Raw genomic sequence first — 18,665 nt, 5'->3', positions numbered from 1 at the left:
GTTTTTTATATATATTTTTATACTTTGTAATAGCAATTAGTAATATTAATTAAAGAATTATGAGTAAATTTCGTTTAGATGAAGTAGATCACCAGATTTTAGATATGTTAATAGACAATACGAGAGTTCCGTTTACTGACATTGCAAAAAAACTATTGATATCTGCTGGTACAGTGCATGTTAGGGTAAAGAAAATGGAAGACGCAGGGATAATAATGGGGTCTTCATTGGCTTTAGATTACGATAAATTAGGATATTCATTTATTGCTTATGTAGGTGTGTTTCTTAACAATACGTCGCAAACTAAATTTGTATTAGAGCGAATCAATCAAATTCCGTTCGTAACAGTAGCTTCTGTAACGACTGGGAAATTCAATATTTTTTGCAAAATTAGAGCAAAAGATACTAAGCACGCAAAAGAGGTTATCTTTATGATAGACGATATTGATGGTGTTTACAGAACAGAAACTATGATTTCATTAGAAGAAAGTATAAACGATAAGAAGCGTTTGATGCATACTATTTTTAAAAATATGTAATTTTTTCTTGAATGCTATATTAAAATATAACCTCAAGTTTATTCTTGGGGTTTTTTTATGACTAATTAACCAACCAACTACAACAGAATTATGTATACGTTGCCTAAAATAGAACGTTTTAATCAAGACGTTCTCTCCAAATACCACATTTATAATAGTGTATTTATAACATTGCCTTTTGATTCAATAGATAATACCGGAGTTTTACTTCCTTTATTTACTGAGACATGCGAAACGGGATTTAAAAAGAATGAAACACCTAAAGAGATTTTTAATTTCTTTTCTAACAGGTATATAAACGAAGCTTCTGAAACAGAAAAAATCGATCTTATGTTTCGATTTATTCAATACATAGAGCGTCAGATTGTATTGTTTGATGCCATTGAAGACGCTGCCTTTCCTGAGGTTAACAATATGGAAGGAAGAGGTTCTTTGCGTGATATCAAAGAAAAATCAGATGCTAAGGAGAAAGACGATGAATTGATCCAATTCCTGGAAGAATTTAATGTCAGAACCGTTTTAACAGCGCATCCAACGCAGTTTTACCCTGGACCGGTTTTAGGGATTATAAATGATTTGACTGAAGCAATTCGTTCAAATGATTTATTAAAAATAAAAGAACTATTGGCGCAGTTAGGAAAAACACCTTTTATCCAAAATGAAAAACCGAATCCTTATGATGAAGCGGTTAGTTTGATCTGGTATCTGGAAAATGTATTTTATGCTACTTCAGGAGAAATTGTTCATTATTTGCAAAAAAATATTCTTCAGGGAAGCGCCATTAAAAATCAATTAATCAAACTTGGATTTTGGCCGGGAGGAGATCGCGATGGAAATCCTTTCGTAACTACCGAAATCACTTTGAAAGTTGCAGACCGTCTTCGTACTTCAATTTTGAAATGTTATTATATCGAAATGAGAAGTTTAAAACGTAAGTTAACTTTCTCCGGCGTAGATACTTTGGTAGCTGATCTTGAACATAAACTTTATCGTTCTGTATTTTATTCTAAAGGTGAAATTTACATTACTTTAGAAGAGTTATTATCTCAATTAAATCTTATAAGAGATATAATTATCGAAAAACATCAGTCATTATACTTAGATGAGCTGGAAGCGTTTTTGGTAAAAATCAATCTTTTTGGTTTTCATTTTGCAACATTAGACATTCGTCAGAATAGTAAAATTCACGATGCCGTTTTTAATGATGTCGTTAATCATTATCTGAATTCCGGTTCAGAAATATTTCCTGCCAATTATTTTGAATTGTCAGAAGACGAAAAACTTATAGTTTTATCTAAGGTAAAAGGAGATTTAAATCCTGCCGATTTCGCTGATGAAATTACAAGATCTACCCTTGAATCAGTTCAGGCTATCAAAACTATTCAAAAAGCAAACGGAGAATTTGGTGCGAACCGCTATATCATTAGTAATAATGAAAGCGCCCTGAATGTAATGGAAACTTTTGCAATGATCAGATTAAATAATTGGGAAAACCCAACTGTAGATATCATTCCGCTTTTTGAATCTGTTGACGATTTGCAAAATGCACATCAAATAATGGAGCAATTGTATACTAATCCTGAATATTCAAAACACTTGCAGGCAAGAGGCAATAAGCAAACTATCATGTTAGGTTTCTCTGACGGAACTAAAGATGGCGGTTACTTAATGGCAAACTGGAGTATTTATCAGGCAAAAATTGCTCTTACTGAAATCTCGAGAAAATATGGTATAAAAGCTATTTTCTTCGACGGACGTGGCGGACCTCCGGCTCGTGGTGGTGGAAAAACTCATAAGTTTTATGCGTCTTTAGGGCCAAAAATCGAAAATAACGAAATTCAAATTACTGTTCAGGGACAAACTATTAGTTCAAATTTTGGAACTTTAGATTCTTGTCGTTACAATATCGAGAATTTACTAAGTGCCGGTGTTACAAATCAGGTTTTCAGTAAAGGAAAAAATGAATTAAGTTCTGAAGAAACTCAGATTTTAACTCAATTGGCAGATTTAGGATATGAAAAATATTTAAGTTTTAAAAATCACCCTAAGTTCATTCCGTATTTAGAAAAGATGAGTACGCTTAAGTATTATTCTAAAACAAATATTGGAAGCCGTCCATCTAAAAGAAGTAAATCTGAATCATTGGATTTTGCTGATTTAAGAGCAATTCCTTTCGTAGGATCATGGAGTCAGTTAAAACAAAATGTACCAGGATTTTTTGGTGTAGGATCTGCATTAAAACATTTTGAAGAAACCAATCAGTGGGATAAAGTACATGATTTGTATCACAATTCTTTATTCTTTAAAACGTTACTTGAAAACAGTATGATGTCATTGGCAAAATCATTTTTACCACTAACGGCATATATGAGAAACGATCCTGAGTTTGGCGAATTCTGGCAAATTATCTATGATGAATTTCAGGAAACAAAACGTTTGTTGCTTAAAATTGCAGGACATAAAACGCTTATGGAAAATTACCCTGATGGTATAGCATCTATTCAGGTAAGAGAACGTATTGTATTGCCACTGTTAACAATACAACAATATGCTTTGTTAAGAATTAATGAATTGAACAAAGAAGAAATAGTAAATGAAGAGCTTGTAAAAGTGTATGAAAAAATTGTAACAAGATCACTTTTCGGGAACACGAATGCGAGTAGAAACTCAGCATAAAGATTCGGATTGAAAGAGTTTAAGGATATTAAAAATTGTAAAAAATGAATTCAAGTCAATTATTAGAAACAGAATATTCCGGTCCTTTTGCCAATTATGTTCTTGAAGCCGGAGAAATAAATTTGATTGAAGAGCTTGAAATTTCTCTTCATGATTTTATCAGATTTGTGCAAAATATTCCAATGGATAAATTCGATTATCGCTATGCCGAAGGCAAATGGACGATTAAGGAAATTATTCAACATTTAATTGATTGCGAACGCATTTTTGCTTATCGAGCTCTGCGGTTTTCAAGAAATGATAAAACTGCATTACCGGGATTTGAAGAAAATGATTATGTAGATAATACAGATGCAAACAAAAGAAGTCTTCAGGATTTACTGACTGAATTTTCCGCTTTAAGGCATTCAACTTTGTTGTTTTACAAAAGCTTATCTCAGGAACAATTTAGGAGAATAGGAACCGCATCAACGTTTCATATTTCTGCCGGTGCTTTAGGGTTTGTGATTATCGGACATCAAAAGCACCATCAAAAAGTTTTTGAAGAGCGGTATTTATAAGTTTACTTTTTAAAAATAAAAAAATCCTGTGAAGTTTATTCTTTACAGGATTTTTTTGTTTAGCTCAATTTTATGTCATTTCTTACTGACGAAACTTCGGGAGAGAAGTCGCGTAAGCTGATCAAAAAAAATGACGATATTCTGTACGGAGTTTCTAGCGTGATTTACTTCGTCTGTTCGCTATCGCTCGGGTATCTCTTCGTTCGAAATGACAGAATCACACGGAAAAGTAAACCCGACAGGTTTTAAAAATCTGTCGGATTTGTCGCTTTTAATAAGCTTGAGTAAAGTTGGTGATTTGATACGAAAAAGAATAATTCATTAAAAATTATTTATTTCTCTCCACCACAGCAAGACCTAACCTAATTTTATCATAAGAAAGTTTTTCTTCAAAGTGATCAAAATATGGTTTTAATGCCGTTGGATATTCAAGTTCAATTTGGGCTTTATGCAACTGCATCACTTCTTTTTCTGAAACAAACGAACTTAAATCAATATCACTTCCGTCTACATATAATTTTGCTAAATGCGAAATAATAGTTGTGTATCCTAAATTTCGCTGCTCAGCAATTTCTTTTACAGAAACTCCATTTTGGAACAACTCTAAAGTTGTTTTATATGTGTTACCTTCTTTTTTAGATTTAATTTTTGTCTTTTTTGCATTCTCGTAATAAACAATGGCATCTATAAACTCCTGACCATATTTTTCAAGTTTTGCTTTACCAACACCATCGATTGCAAGGAACTCTTCATCGCTCATTGGGCGCAAAGTTTCCATTTGTCTTAAAGCGGCATCACTAAAAATTACATAAGCGGGAACTTCTTCATCCTTAGAAATTTCATAACGTAATTTTCGCAGAATTTCAAAAAGAGAATTTTTGGCTGCTCTAGTTTTTGTTTCCTTGATTTCACTTTTGTCAATTACTTTTTTGACGACAGTATTCAACTTGACTTTTTCACCTTCAAATAACACTTTCTTCGCAAAAGGAGTCAGCAAAATTTTATTATGCTGATGAAATGCAATTTCGCAATACCCAAGATTTATTAACTGAATAAGATATTGATTCCAATCGTACCATGATATGTCATCGCCAATTCCGTACGTTTTTAAGTCTTGATAATTTTTTTCGTAGATATATGCATTTTTAGAACCACGCAGAAAATCAACAATCACAGCCAAAGGCTCAGATTCCTGTAAACGGCTTATAGCCGACAGTGCTTTTTGCGCGAGAATCGTACCATCGAAAAAAGTTGGAGGATTTTTGCAAATATCGCAGTTACCGCAATTCTCTTTTACTAATTCACCGAAATAAGAAAGCAGGATTTTTCGCCTGCAGCTCAAAGCATCGGCATATTGTTTCATTCTTTCCAGTTTTGCCAGCTGAACATCTGAGTTCAATCCTTCAGAAGCAAATTTCTGAAGCTGAATCACATCTGCATAACTTTCAAATAAAACTGTTTCTGCTGGTAATCCATCACGACCGGCACGACCAATTTCCTGATAATACCCTTCGATATTTTTGGGAAGATTATAATGAATTACCCAACGAACATTTGATTTATCGATTCCCATTCCAAAAGCAATCGTTGCACAAACGACCTGGCAGTCGTCGTTTATAAATTCGTCTTGTGTTTTTGCGCGAAGTTTATTTTCTAAACCAGCGTGATAGGCTTTTGCTTTAACTCCATTTTTTTGAAGTTTTAAAGCAAGTTCTTCTGTTGTTTTTCGACTCAGGCAGTAAATAATACCGGATTCGTTGGGTTTGTTTTCGACAAAATCAATAATTTGCTTAACACGATCCAGTGCCGGACGCACTTCTAAGCTTAAATTTATCCTGTCAAAAGAAGCCACAAAAGTTTTTGGATTTCTTAAATTTAGCTGTTTTGTAATATCTGTACGAGTTGCCTTATCTGCTGTTGCCGTCAAAGCAAGTACCGGAGTAGAAGGGAAGCGGCTTTTTAAATATCCCAAATTCGTATATGCCGGACGAAAGTCGTGTCCCCAGGACGAAATACAATGCGCTTCATCAATTGCAATTAGACTGACAACCAATTCGTTAAAAACAACATCTAAATAAGATAAACTTTCAGGCGCAATATAAACAAGCTTAAATTTATTTGATTTTAAGTTGTCTATATAAAATTGCTGTTCTTCACTCGATTGACTGCTATTTATATAACAGGCATTGATTCCGTTGGTCTTTAAACTATCAACCTGATCTTTCATCAAGGCGATTAAAGGAGAAATAACAATTGTGATTCCGGGTAAAACTAAAGCGGGCAACTGAAAACAAATTGATTTTCCGCCGCCTGTTGGCATAATAGCTAAAGTATCCTGGCCGGAAAGTATAGTATTTATTATCGTTTCCTGATTGGGCCTGAATTTTTCAAATCCAAAATTTTCTTTTAATTTGGCGTGTAAAACTTCTGAAGTCATTGAGCTGATATTTATCGATCGTTAAATATAGCAAAAAATACCAACTATAGTAATTTTCTTATATTTAATTATTTTTTTTGTTATTTAATAAAAAAAGGAACCCAATAGAGTTCCTTTAGTTTATTTTGAAAGATGTAGATTAATCTTCATCTTCTTCATCATCTTCGTCAGCAATATCATCCGGATCTCTATCCTCATCGTCATCATCATCTGCGCCATCAGTATCTGGTTTATCAATTGCATCATCGTCTTCGTCATCATCACTATCATCATCAAGATCAAGACCTTTTACCGGTTCGATTGTGTCAACATCAAGATCGATGTCGTCATCTTCGTCGTAATTCTCAATTCTATCAGCAAGTTTAGTACTAATTTTTACTAAATAAATAGTGTCTTCAGTACGAACTTCAACAGCTTCGATTAATTCGTTTTTAGCATTTCTAAAACGGATAACATCCGAATCATCATAACCATCAGGAAATTTTTCTACCAAAAGGTTCAAAATTTCGTTGGTAAGTTTAGCGTAGTCTACTATAACTCTTTTCATAAATATCCTATAAATCTAATAAGTAAGCAAAAATTAACGGGGCAACAATGGTTGCATCCGACTCAATAATGAATTTTGGGGTTTTAATATCTAATTTACCCCAAGTGATTTTCTCGTTTGGAACGGCTCCTGAATAAGATCCGTAACTAGTTGTCGAATCTGAAATCTGACAGAAATAACTCCAGAACGGAATATCATGCATTTCCATATCCTGATACAACATTGGCACCACACAAATAGGAAAATCTCCTGCAATACCACCACCAATTTGAAAAAATCCAATTCCGTTAGTACTGTTTTTTGGATACCAGTCTGAAAGGAAAACCATGTATTCGATTCCTGACTTCATTGTAGAAGCTTTCAAATCTCCTTTTATCACGTATGACGCAAAGATATTCCCCATCGTACTATCTTCCCAACCTGGTACAATAATAGGTAAGTTTTTCTCTGCAGCTGCATACATCCAGCTATCTTTTAAATCTATTTCGTAATATTCTTCTAATACACCGGATAACAACATTTTATACATAAATTCATGAGGAAAATAACGTTCTCCTTTGTCATCTGCATCTTTCCAGATTTTGTAAATGTGTTTTTGTAAACGACGAAATGCTTCATGCTCAGGAATACAAGTGTCAGTAACACGATTTAGTCCTCTTTCAAGCAAAGCCCATTCGTCTTCCGGAGTTAAATCACGATAGTTTGGTACCCTTTCGTAGTGAGAGTGTGCCACTAAATTCATGATGTCTTCTTCTAGATTGGCTCCTGTACATGAAATAATCTGAACTTTGTCCTGTCTGATTATTTCAGCAAAAATTTTACCAATTTCTGCTGTACTCATAGCGCCAGCCATACTTACCATCATCTTAGCACCATTTGCCAATTGTTGTTCGTATGCTTTTGCAGCATCAACCAAAGAAGCGGAATTAAAGTGTAAGTAATGTTTTTCAATAAACTGACTGATTGGTCCTTTCATTTTTTTTTTGTTTTTTTTTGTTTTTGAATTAAAAGTTTAACCTTTTTGGATGATACTGCAAATTAATAATTTTATAGATATCAACTTTTAATTTGCAGGTTTTTTTTTATACTTTTTTAGTATATCCTAAAATTTTCAATACATCATCAGAAGTTTGCTGTTCTGAGAAAACTTCAGTGGCTAAAATGCCGTTTTCGTCACGATCTATTAAAATATGTTTAGGCTGTGGAATCAAACAGTGGTGTAAACCTCCGTAACCTCCAATGGTTTCCTGATACGCACCAGTATTAAAGAAACCAATATATAATGGTTTTTCTTTGCTGTATTTAGGCAAATAAATGGCATTCATATTTTGCTCTGAATTGTAATAATCGTCACTATCGCAAGTCAAACCTCCTAATAAAACCCGTTCGTAAGTATCGTTCCAGCGGTTAACCGCCAGCATGATAAATCGTTTGTTTATCGCCCAAGTATCCGGCAAAGTGGTAATGAATGACGAATCAATCATATTCCATTTTTCTCTATCATTTTGTTGTTTTTGATACAAAATCTGATAGATTGCGCCACCGCTTTCACCTACAGTAAATGATCCAAATTCAGTAAAGATGTTTGGAACATCAACTTCGGCTTCATCGCAAGCTATTTTAATCTGATTGATAATTTCATCAATCATATATTGATAATCGTACTCAAATGCAAGAGAGTTTTTAATAGGGAAACCACCTCCAATGTTAAGACCATCAAGAGTAGGGCATTCCTTTTTAAGCGCAATATATACTTTAATACATTTTACTAACTCATTCCAGTAGTAAGAAGTATCGTTTATTCCGGTATTAATGAAAAAGTGAAGCATTTTAAGCTCTAATCGGTCATTTTCCTGGATTTGTTTTTTATAAAAAGAAACTATGTTCTTGTATCCAATACCTAATCTAGAGGTATAAAACTCAAATTTAGGCTCTTCTTCAGCTGCGATACGGATTCCAATTTTGAATTTTCCTTTAATTTCAGCCTGAAGTAAATCTAATTCTTCATAATTATCAATAATTGGAATAGTATTTTTATGTCCGCTATTGATTAATCGTGCAATATTGGTAATGTATTCGTCTCTTTTAAAACCATTACAAATAACATAAGTACTTTTGTTGATTTTGCCATTTTCAAGCAAGTTTTCTACAATATTAACATCAAATGCTGATGATGTTTCTATGTGAATGTTATTCTTGAAAGCTTCATTCATAATATATTCAAAATGAGAGCTTTTTGTACAATAACAATAGTAATATTTTGCATCGTATTTATTCTTTTCCATTGATTTTCTGAACCAGGCTTTTGCCTTATTGATGTTCTCGGAAATCTGTGGTAAATAAGTAAATTTTAATGGCGTACCGTATTGCTCCACTAACTTCATCAAATCGATATTGTGAAATTGCAGATTGTCTTTGTTTAATTTAAATTCCGTTTGTGGAAAATAGTACGTTTGATTTATTAGATCAGAATATTTTGTATTCATTGTATTTTTTGATATTTAGAAATGTATTTTTTAATTTAGAAAACTGTGCTAAATCTAAAATTCAAACCCTAATATTCGCAAATACAATTTGCAGTTTTTCATGTTCTGCTTTCGAGTATAAAAAAACATCGCAATAGAACGGACTTTTACTATTATAAAAACGGTTCAACATCCTTAGCAAGGAACTATTGAGACGGTTTCTATAAGAACTGAATTGTCTTTGTTTATTGTTTGTTTTCATCGTGGCAAATGTAAAAAATAATCTATACCTAATGCAAAGCTTTTTATTAAAAAAAGTTTAAGATTTATAATCCTGAAACGCGTCTAGAATCAATTTATTTTCAACGGATTGATTAATTTTTATTTTTCCGATTCCTTCAATTAATGCAAATTGAATTAAACCGTACTCATTTTTTTTGTCGTGAATCAGTAATTCCAGGATCGGATCGATATCATTTTCCTCTATAATAACATCATCATAAATGCTTTTAATGGCCGTTTTTATTTCAGCGTATTCTTCTGCTGTGATCAAGTTTTTATGCAATGAGATGTAACTTTCCAAAATCATTCCAATAGCAATGGCTTCACCGTGTAACAATGTTTTTTTAGTTTCGCTTTCCAGAAAATAACTTTCGATTGCATGACCTAATGTGTGTCCGAAATTTAATGCTTTACGAATATTTTTTTCAGTTGGATCTTGTATAACGATATCATTCTTAATTTCAACAGAACGATAAATTAATTCATCAAAATCAGCAAAGTCAATTGCTTTTAAATCTAAAAACTTTTTCCAGTAACCAGCATCATATATAAGTCCGTGTTTTAACATTTCTGCAAGACCGGATCGCATTTCGCTTTGTGGTAAGGTTTCAAGATACTGAGTGTCAATTAATACCATTTGAGGTACGTTAATTACACCTATTTGGTTTTTAAGATTCCCTAAATCAACTCCCGTTTTTCCTCCAACAGAAGCATCTACCATTGACAATAGGGTTGTTGGAATGTTTATAAAATCAACTCCACGTTTGAAAGTTGAAGCAACAAAACCACCTAAATCTGTTACAACACCTCCGCCAAGGTTTATCACAAGAGATTTTCTATCTGCACCTAGTTCTGTTAATACTTTCCAGATTTCGATACAAGTTTCAATATTTTTATTGATTTCTCCTGATTCAAATTCAATAATTTCGATTGTTAAATCAGTTTCAAGTAAGGGCAAAAACTTTGGCAAACAATACTCATTTGTATCATTATCAACTATAATAAACAAATTAGAGTATTTATTTTCTTTTAAGTGATTATTTAGTGCTTCGTATGCATTTTGATTAAAATGAACGAGATAATTATTGGCTTGAATAGATTGCATATTTCTGTAGTTAATTGAAAACGCAAAATAAGGCATTTTTAACTAAATAATATTCAAAGTTTTGTTCTAATTTGTTTTAAAACGAACGATTTTATTTGAGTTTTAGACGGTTTATTTTATTTTTCAGTAAACTAAAATCCTATTGCGGCAAGAAACCTATGCTTAATTATGTAATATTTTTAATAATGTTATTAACGATATTGAAAAATATGCGATGTTTTGGTAAATAATATTTAAAACTCTGTCTATATTTGCACAAAAAACTGACCTTAATGGAAAAAATATTCGATAACACTCAAGTTGCATTTTCGTTAAAAAGCGATACGGAACTTGACAGAGCTTATTTTCTTTTTAAAATGATCGACAGCCAGCCCTTAGTAAGAATAGGAACTGCTGTTACCAATTTTGCCATAAAAGCAAATCTTCCGGTAGAAGGATTAATTCGTGCAACTGTTTTCGACCATTTTTGTGGTGGTATAAACGAAAATGACTGCCTTAGTGTAGTAGACAAAATGTTTACCAAAGGGGTTTCGTCTGTATTGGATTATTCTGTAGAAGGAAAAGAAGAGGAAGAACAGTTTGATGCGGCATTAGAAATGACTTTAAGAACAGTTGATTTTGCCAAAGAACGCCTTGCAATTCCTTTTGCTGTATTTAAACCAACTGGTTTAGGGCGTTTTGAACTGTACGAGAAACTGGGCGAAAAACAAACTTTGAATCCGGCTGAACAGGAAGAGTGGAATAGGGTAGTTGCTCGTTTTGACAAAATATGCAGTGAAGCACATAAAAAAGATGTTGCTTTATTAATTGATGGTGAAGAAAGCTGGATGCAGGATGCTGCCGATGATCTCGTTACTGAAATGATGCGCAAATACAATAAAGAAAAAACGATTGTTTTTAATACTTTGCAGATGTATCGTTGGGACCGTTTGGATTATTTGAAAAACCTGCACGAAACCGCTAAGAAAGAAGGCTTTTTTATTGGAATGAAACTGGTTCGCGGTGCCTATATGGAAAAAGAAAACAAAAGAGCGGAAGAGAAAAATTATGTTTCGCCAATTTGTGTTTCTAAAGAAGCAACAGATATTAATTATGATGCTGCTGTACATTATATGTTAGAGCATTTAGAGATAATGTCAATTTTTGCAGGAACTCACAACGAGTCGAGTTCTTATAAATTGATGGAAATGATGTCAGAAAGCGGAATTGCTAAAAACGATAATAAAATCTGGTTCGGACAATTGTACGGAATGAGTGATAATATCAGTTATAATTTGGCTGAAAACGGTTATAATGTTGCAAAATACCTGCCGTTTGGTCCTGTCAAAGATGTTATGCCTTACCTGATTCGTCGTGCAGAAGAAAATACTTCTGTAGCAGGACAAACAAGTCGCGAATTATCAATGATAAAAGCAGAACGTAAACGTAGAAAGGGGAAATAGTTTTTAGTCTCAGTTTGCAGTTTATAGTTTATAGTTTATAGTTTACATAAAAAAAGCTCCAACTTTCGTTGGAGCTTTTTTTGCGCTTGTATTTTTTTATTTAGAAAGAAACCTGACATTGTAAAACGACCATGCCTAAACGGTCTGCCTGAGTGTATTTAGGATTTAATAAGGCCTTATCATAAACGGCTCTGTTTTGATAATTCAAACTGAATTTTGGCCCAAAAGTTCCTGTCGTATAATAATTAGCACCAATTTCATACATGCTCATTGGCGTATTCAAAGCGTCTAAATCAGCTATTTGTGCGGCTAAATAAGGTTGAAAACGACCTTTTTTTGCGTCATTATCTGAATTTTTAAATAAATAACCAACTTGTGCATAATAGATATTTCCTGTTCCTACACCTATAAAACCGCTTCCTGAACCATTTATTAATGAAGGATCAGCAATCGCAGGATTAGGGATTGAGATAGATTGTATATAATTCTTTCCGTAATTATTGTTATTAAAGGCTGCGTAAGCTGTAATTGCGGAACCATTATTTCCAATTGGACTATCATAAAAAACATCTAATCCTAATACTTTCATATCATCGTGATGAACCAAACCTGAACCATCAGTATCTAAACGCCACATTGCATTGGCTTGCGTCATATAGCCTAATCCAACATTAAAAACCTTTTTAGTTCCTAGATAAGTTCCTCTGTTATAAGCTTCAAGATTTTGTTCTTTTTCTAAAAAATGATAGGTTAAAATCCCTGCATATTGTGCTCTTGGTGTTTCCGGACTAACAGTAGAATTAAAACCGATATTGTTCGTAGTATTTCTGTAAGGGTTAGTAACCGCAATTCTATAGCTAAAATCTCCAAGATACCCCTTTGCATAAATACTCAAGTTACGATTGCCAAAAGTAGAGGATATATTTGCAATTTGTTGGTACATTGGTGTATCTAAAGTCAGTTGGGCTGACGAACTATTTGAGGAATAACGTGTTGTACCGGATCCCCAACTTGTCAAACCACCACCAATATGAAGTTTATCGCTAAAATGATATTCCCCCAAAGCATCCATAACAGAAAGTGGTGCATTTGAAGGTCCGTTATTCTGTGTAAAATTAATATTGTTCTGACCTAACTGAAGATGAAAAAATATATTGTCTGTCAGCATTCCCATTGCCTGCAAACGCAGACGCCTGATAACAACATCAAAAGTTTCGTCGACTTCATTTATTCCTATTTTACTGTTAGGATTCAATTCAGAATATCTTCCCCAAACCTGAAGGTTCATTCCAAATTTGATGTATTTTGATCCGTCAGGAGTGATATTTACAACGTTAAAAGGTTTTTCCTGAGCCAGGACATTAATTGTGTTTATAATAATAAATAGTAGGATTAAAACGATTCTAAGGTGTGGCATTTTTTTAATTTAAAATAGTTAATAGTGTTTTCGTCTCTTTAATAGTTACTAAACTGAAGATTGCTTAAATTTTTATAAGTACCATTTTCAAGATTGATCAATTCCTGGTGTGTACCTTCTTCTGTTATTTTTCCATTGTCTAAAACTAAAATTTTATCCGCATTTCTAATAGTCGAAAGTCGGTGAGCAATAATAATACTTGTTCTTCCTTCCATCAACAGTTCTAACGCTTCTTGTACTAATTTTTCACTTTCACTATCTAAAGATGATGTCGCTTCATCTAATATTAAAATACTTGGATTTTTCAGCAATGCTCTTGCAATCGCAATACGCTGACGTTGGCCGCCTGATAGTTTTACACCGCGTTCTCCAACAACTGTTTCAAATTTTTCAGGGAAACCTTCTACAAAATTCAAAGCATTGGCTTGTTTAGCAGCCAACATAATTTCTTCGTCTGTAGCATCAGGTTTTCCATAAGCAATATTTTCTTTGATAGTTCCTCCAAATAAAATTACGTCCTGAGGAACAATACTCATATTACCACGAAGATTCTCTAAATCATAATCGTAGATGTTTTTTCCGTCAACTGTAATCTCTCCGGACTCAATATCGTAAAAACGCAGAAGTAAGGAAGAAATGGTTGATTTTCCTGCTCCACTAGGACCAACAATGGCGATTTTTTGCCCGAATTCAGCCGTAAAGTTTACATCTTTTAAAACCTGAACTTCTTTTCTTGAAGGGTAACTAAAAGCTACGTTTTTGAAAGAAACATTTCCTTTGATTTTTTCTAAAGAAGCTCCGTTTTGTGTAGCGCTTATTTTCTCTGGAGTTTCTTCTAATAATTCAAAAACCCTCTCTGTAGCACCAATTGCTTTTTGAATTTGCGCATATAGTTCGGCAATTCCTCCAAATGAAGCACCTACAAATGTAGAATACAATACAAATGAGATCAATTGACCCACGCTCATTTCTCCGGCGATGCTCAAACGTACGCCGTACCAAACTACCGCAACGATGGCACCAAATAAACAGAATATGATAAATGATGCAAAATAACCACGGTATTTTCCGCCCTTTATAGCCAATTTTACAACTTCGCTAATTTTTCCTTTATAACGGGCAACTTCATACCATTCGTTTGCAAATGCTTTTACAATGCTGATTCCTTGCATTGTTTCTTCGACAATAACCTGGCTTTCGGCAACCTGATCTTGTACTTGTTTAGAATATTTTCTAATAAAACGACCAAAGATTACAGCAGCGACAGCTACTAACGGAACTACGGCTAACATTAATAAAGTCAATTTAAAACTTTCTGTAGCCAATAAAATAACCCCACCAATAATTAGTATAAACTGACGCAAAAATTCTGCGATTGTCGACGTTAATGTATCTTGTATCTGAGTAATATCAGCACTGATTCGACTGTTTAATTCTCCAACTCTTTTTTGAGAGAAGAAGGTCATTGGCAGTTTTACTAAATTCGTATATAAAGACAAACGCAGGTTTGCCAATGTGTTTTCGGTAAAATTGACAAACAATGACAATCTGAAAAACGAACAGAAGGACTGAAGAAATAAAATAACAATTAATCCCAATGCGATTTGATTGGCCTGATCGTTATTTTTGTTTTTTACGCAGTCAATCAACATTCCCATTAATTTAGGAAAGGCGAGGGCAGTGGCTCCTGTAAGCAAAAGAAAAACCAATCCAACATAAAATTTCCATTGGTGGTTTCCGGCGTATTTGAATATTATTGTTGCTTTGTTGAGTGAAGTAGCGGTAATTTTTGATTTTGGTAAATCATTTTCTTTAAATCTTGCCATTTGAGTATACAATTAAGGTATGCAAATATAGGACTATAGCAAGTGAACACAAAGTAATATTATAAATTAGGGCAAGGGATTTGTGTTTTTAACTAAATATAAAGATTTATCAATTTTTATTTATTTTTTAAAAACTTGAAAAATAGATTAGTAAATAAAAAAGCTAAAATTTATTTCATTTTTTTTCTAAAAAAGCTTGAAAATACAAAATCTAGCTGTATGTTTGCACTCGCAATCACATAACGATAGCAACCTGGTAAAACAGGGCGATTAGCTCAGCTGGTTCAGAGCACCTCGTTTACACCGAGGGGGTCGGGGGTTCGAACCCCTCATCGCCCACAAAATTATAAAAACTCCAAAGTCACTTGATTTTGGAGTTTTTTTTGTTTTATACTTTTATGAGTTTTATTGTTTATATGGATTGATCCGTAAAAATTAAGCATAAGTAGATCAACACGAAAACCTGTGGAGCATTAAAAATTAAGCGTAAATATTAGTTAGTCCAAAAAGGTATTCTATATTACTGAAACATCTGAATTTTGATGTAAATGCTTTTTTTTAGCATTAAATGATTCTGCAGAGGCATTTTTGAAACTTTATAGTAAATTGCCTTATGAACATAATAGTAAGATATCGTTCTGAAACGGTATGTACAAATTGTGAGCCACGAATAAAACATTAAGATGAAACTAAAATTAGATAGTCAATATATATTTAACCTTTGCTGCATATTTCTGATTTTTGCAACAATCTCTTGTACTAATCAAACTAAAAAAAGTAATCAACCTGTTGAGAATAAGAACAACACCATAAGATTGAAATACACTACAGGAATTCGTTCAATTTTAGAAGATAGCAAAGGAAATATTTGGTTTGGCAGTTACAACGAAGGAGTGTGTTTACTTCAAAATGGAAACCTCCAATATTTCACGACAGAAAATGGATTAAGTCATAATCAGGTCAGAAATATTTATGAAGACAGGAATGGCATTGTCTAGTTTGAATGTGGCAAAGGATTAAGTACTTATGATGGGGGCCAAATGACTATTTTTAAAGAAAAAGATTATAATTCAAAAAACAAGTGGAAATTAAATGACAGTGACCTTTGGTTTAAAGGTAATGAAATAGAGTCTTACAACAAACAGGAAGGAAATCCAGGTGTTTATCAGTATGACGGAAAAAAGCTTTCGTATCGCGCATTGACAGTTAAAACAAAGTCAGGGCAGGAGAATCATTATTCAATTTCAACAACTTTTGTCAAAAGTAAAAATGGAATGCTTTGGTTTGGGACTTTCGGTGCTGTGATTGGCTATAATGGTTCTAATTTTAAAATAATAAACGATGCTTCTTTGGGATTAAATGACGAAACAGGACATTTACATATTCGTAGTATCATGGAGGATAGCAAAGGGAATCTTTGGATTGGGAATAATGGAATTGGCGTCTTGAAATATGAAGGAATAAAAGCAATCAATTTTACAGAGCAACAAAAACTAAAAAAGGAAGACAGTAAGGGAAATTCTCTTGAAAGAGTCTTTTCTATTGGAGAGGATAAATTGGGAAACATCTGGTTTGGGACTTTAGAATCTGGTGTGTGGAGATATGATGGCAAATCCGTAAAAAATTACACTAAAAAGGATGGGGTCAAGAGTAAACATATTTGGACTATATATAAAACCAAACAAGGAGAATTGTGGTTTGGAGGAGCAAGTCCAAGTGGTGTATATCGATTTAATGGTATTTCTTTTGAAAGAAAATATTAGAACAAGCACAAAGGCAAATTTACCAAAAATTTGATTATATTTTTTGAAAAAAAATCAAAAATTGGAGTTAAGTGTTTGATTACTATCCCTAACGTTCCACCAAGAAACTCCTTAAGAAATTAAGGCGTTTTTCATGCTTTAGTTTGTTGTTTTAGATTTTACATTTCTTACGAAAATTACAAAAGCATTTTGAATTCGCATATAAGACTGATAAATAATACTATATAAAAATGTTTTATTTTTTTTCAAAAAAGGCTTGCAAATACAAAATCTAGCTGTATATTTGCACTCGCAATCACATAACGATAGCAGCCTAGTAAAATAGGGCGATTAGCTCAGCTGGTTCAGAGCACCTCGTTTACACCGAGGGGGTCGGGGGTTCGAACCCCTCATCGCCCACCAAGAAACTCCTTAAGAAATTAAGGAGTTTTTTTATGTCCTATTGTTGCGGGCACTGATTGCAAATCCCATTGGATTGGTCGTTAAAAGTATTTGATATGATAATTTCATATGTTTGTGTTTCTTTTGATTTTCATTTGAATATTAATTAAGGTAAAATTGTTCTAACTCAAGTTTTGCTTTGTTTAACGTCGCGAAATAAGCTAACCTTTAGTTTTTCAAGAAAAAATCATCATAACTTTTTTTTTTTGATTTTTGGTACTTTTCAATATACGCATCTAAAAAACCGCTTTGTTTTAAAAACAGCAATGGATCTTTTATATTTAATATTTCTTCAATTGCTTTTTGCTTATCTTTCTGTTTGTTAAAATAAGATTCGGTTATTTTATAGCCCATCCAATATCCTAGATCATTTGGCCGATCATCTTTCTTAGAGGTTCCATATAGCCAATCTTGGTAATCAACATTTTTTAATCTCATTACAAATTCCTGAGCTAATTTATCCAGGTTTTGCTGTCCGTATTTATATGAAAACTGATTTATAGATTCTCCAGAAATAAGTTCGCCAATAAAGTCTGCACCTCCTTCAAGCAAACACCACTTCAAGAGCATATCCTGACCTTTTATATTTTGTTGATAATGGATGAGTTCGTGCGCAATTAAACCTGAAACTCCATCGAGATTTTTAAGCATTTCGATTCCAATAATAATTCCATCGGGAGAAGTAGTGCCTCCCGAGTTAAATCTGCCATAAACAAAGTAAACAGGAGGAAATTTTGCATCCGGATACCAATATTTTAATGCGCTATAAATAGCCCTTATTCTTTTTTCTTTGGAAGATATACCGTCAAGAACATTTCTTGAAAGCTCATAGTCTGATTTTCTTTTCTTCACAACAGCAAAAAGAGAGTCTGCATTGATTATTCTGTTTTCAGTAAATCCCTTAACACCCGGAGAGCCTTTTTGCATATATTCAATAAATGGATTTTGTCCTGATTTCTGCATTTTGTCAAATGCTTCCCAAAAAATTTTCGAATCTTTTGTTTCAAAAACTGCATCTAAGGGATTGTCTGAGAAATTACTTTGTGCGAAGAGAAAATTAGAAAAAACAATAAAAAGTGTTGTGATAACAAAGTTTGACTTCATAATTAAAATTTTTAAATGCATTTTTATAGAATGTAGCATAAATCAGTAATAATTAACGTAA

14 protein-coding genes and 2 tRNA genes are annotated in these 18,665 nt (G+C 33.1%); 8 read left to right on the top strand and 8 right to left on the bottom strand.

The annotated features are described in order from the left end of the window. The first annotated feature begins 59 nt into the window (after nt 1-59). The 3 genes from QLQ94_RS17215 to QLQ94_RS17205 all read left to right on the top strand — a co-directional run bounded on the left by QLQ94_RS17215 (nt 60) and on the right by QLQ94_RS17205 (nt 3,775). A complete protein-coding gene (locus QLQ94_RS17215; RefSeq protein ID WP_008468989.1) occupies nt 60-539 on the top strand; it encodes an Lrp/AsnC family transcriptional regulator in 480 nt (159 codons plus the stop codon). 90 nt (nt 540-629) lie between these two features. Beyond that, nucleotides 630-3,215, top strand: coding sequence for a phosphoenolpyruvate carboxylase (locus QLQ94_RS17210; RefSeq protein WP_271334821.1), 2,586 nt, complete (start codon nt 630-632; stop codon nt 3,213-3,215). A gap of 44 nt (nt 3,216-3,259) precedes the next feature. Then, a complete protein-coding gene (locus tag QLQ94_RS17205; RefSeq protein ID WP_271334822.1) occupies nt 3,260-3,775 on the top strand; it encodes a DinB family protein in 516 nt (171 codons plus the stop codon). Between the two features lie 328 nt (nt 3,776-4,103). On the opposite strand, the gene recQ is transcribed toward QLQ94_RS17205, so the two are convergent. The 5 genes from recQ to aroB form a co-directional block, all read right to left on the bottom strand. After that, nucleotides 4,104-6,212 (bottom strand): DNA helicase RecQ, encoded by a 2,109-nt coding sequence (gene recQ, locus QLQ94_RS17200; protein WP_271334823.1) that lies wholly within the window; start codon nt 6,210-6,212, stop codon nt 4,104-4,106. A 139-nt stretch (nt 6,213-6,351) separates the two neighbouring features. Then, complete coding sequence (locus tag QLQ94_RS17195) at nt 6,352-6,759, bottom strand: DNA primase (RefSeq protein ID WP_271334824.1); 408 nt, start codon at nt 6,757-6,759, stop codon at nt 6,352-6,354. Nucleotides 6,760-6,766: 7 nt separating this feature from the next. After that, nucleotides 6,767-7,735: a deoxyhypusine synthase family protein gene (locus QLQ94_RS17190; RefSeq protein ID WP_065450200.1), complete on the bottom strand. Its 969-nt coding sequence runs from the start codon at nt 7,733-7,735 to the stop codon at nt 6,767-6,769. Nucleotides 7,736-7,841: 106 nt separating this feature from the next. Continuing rightward, a complete protein-coding gene (locus tag QLQ94_RS17185) occupies nt 7,842-9,245 on the bottom strand; it encodes a type III PLP-dependent enzyme domain-containing protein (RefSeq protein WP_089481697.1) in 1,404 nt (467 codons plus the stop codon). Between the two features lie 298 nt (nt 9,246-9,543). Continuing rightward, nucleotides 9,544-10,611 (bottom strand): 3-dehydroquinate synthase, encoded by a 1,068-nt coding sequence (gene aroB / locus QLQ94_RS17180; protein WP_271334826.1) that lies wholly within the window; start codon nt 10,609-10,611, stop codon nt 9,544-9,546. Nucleotides 10,612-10,883: 272 nt separating this feature from the next. Here aroB and QLQ94_RS17175 point away from each other — a divergent pair, with 272 nt between their 5' ends. Beyond that, on the top strand, nt 10,884-12,053 hold the full coding sequence (locus QLQ94_RS17175; protein WP_271334827.1) for a proline dehydrogenase family protein: 1,170 nt from the start codon (nt 10,884-10,886) through the stop codon (nt 12,051-12,053). 100 nt (nt 12,054-12,153) lie between these two features. Here QLQ94_RS17175 and QLQ94_RS17170 read toward each other — a convergent pair whose 3' ends face one another. Together QLQ94_RS17170 and QLQ94_RS17165 are read right to left on the bottom strand one after the other, a co-directional pair. Then, the gene (locus tag QLQ94_RS17170) at nt 12,154-13,470 is read right to left on the bottom strand and encodes a porin family protein (protein ID WP_427401292.1); all 1,317 of its coding nucleotides are present in this window, start codon (nt 13,468-13,470) and stop codon (nt 12,154-12,156) included. Nucleotides 13,471-13,508: 38 nt separating this feature from the next. Beyond that, a complete protein-coding gene (locus tag QLQ94_RS17165; RefSeq protein WP_271334829.1) occupies nt 13,509-15,296 on the bottom strand; it encodes an ABC transporter ATP-binding protein in 1,788 nt (595 codons plus the stop codon). Between the two features lie 264 nt (nt 15,297-15,560). On the opposite strand from QLQ94_RS17165, the gene QLQ94_RS17160 reads away from it, so the two are divergent. The 4 genes from QLQ94_RS17160 to QLQ94_RS17145 all read left to right on the top strand — a co-directional run bounded on the left by QLQ94_RS17160 (nt 15,561) and on the right by QLQ94_RS17145 (nt 17,461). Further along, nucleotides 15,561-15,635, top strand: a tRNA-Val gene (locus QLQ94_RS17160). 344 nt (nt 15,636-15,979) lie between these two features. Then, on the top strand, nt 15,980-16,294 hold the full coding sequence (locus QLQ94_RS17155; RefSeq protein ID WP_427401294.1) for a two-component regulator propeller domain-containing protein: 315 nt from the start codon (nt 15,980-15,982) through the stop codon (nt 16,292-16,294). Between the two features lie 42 nt (nt 16,295-16,336). Then, nucleotides 16,337-17,059 (top strand): two-component regulator propeller domain-containing protein, encoded by a 723-nt coding sequence (locus tag QLQ94_RS17150; protein WP_482497932.1) that lies wholly within the window; start codon nt 16,337-16,339, stop codon nt 17,057-17,059. Between the two features lie 324 nt (nt 17,060-17,383). After that, nucleotides 17,384-17,461 (top strand) — tRNA-Val (locus tag QLQ94_RS17145). Between the two features lie 207 nt (nt 17,462-17,668). On the opposite strand, the gene QLQ94_RS17140 is transcribed toward QLQ94_RS17145, so the two are convergent. Then, entirely contained in the window at nt 17,669-18,604 is a 936-nt protein-coding gene (locus QLQ94_RS17140) for a DUF2268 domain-containing putative Zn-dependent protease (RefSeq protein WP_271334832.1), read from the bottom strand. Nucleotides 18,605-18,665 lie beyond the last annotated feature (61 nt).

The organism is Flavobacterium sp. B114r (assembly GCF_056824125.1).
Note: the sequence above shows the minus strand (reverse complement) of the source record. Positions and strands in the feature narration are given on the sequence as shown.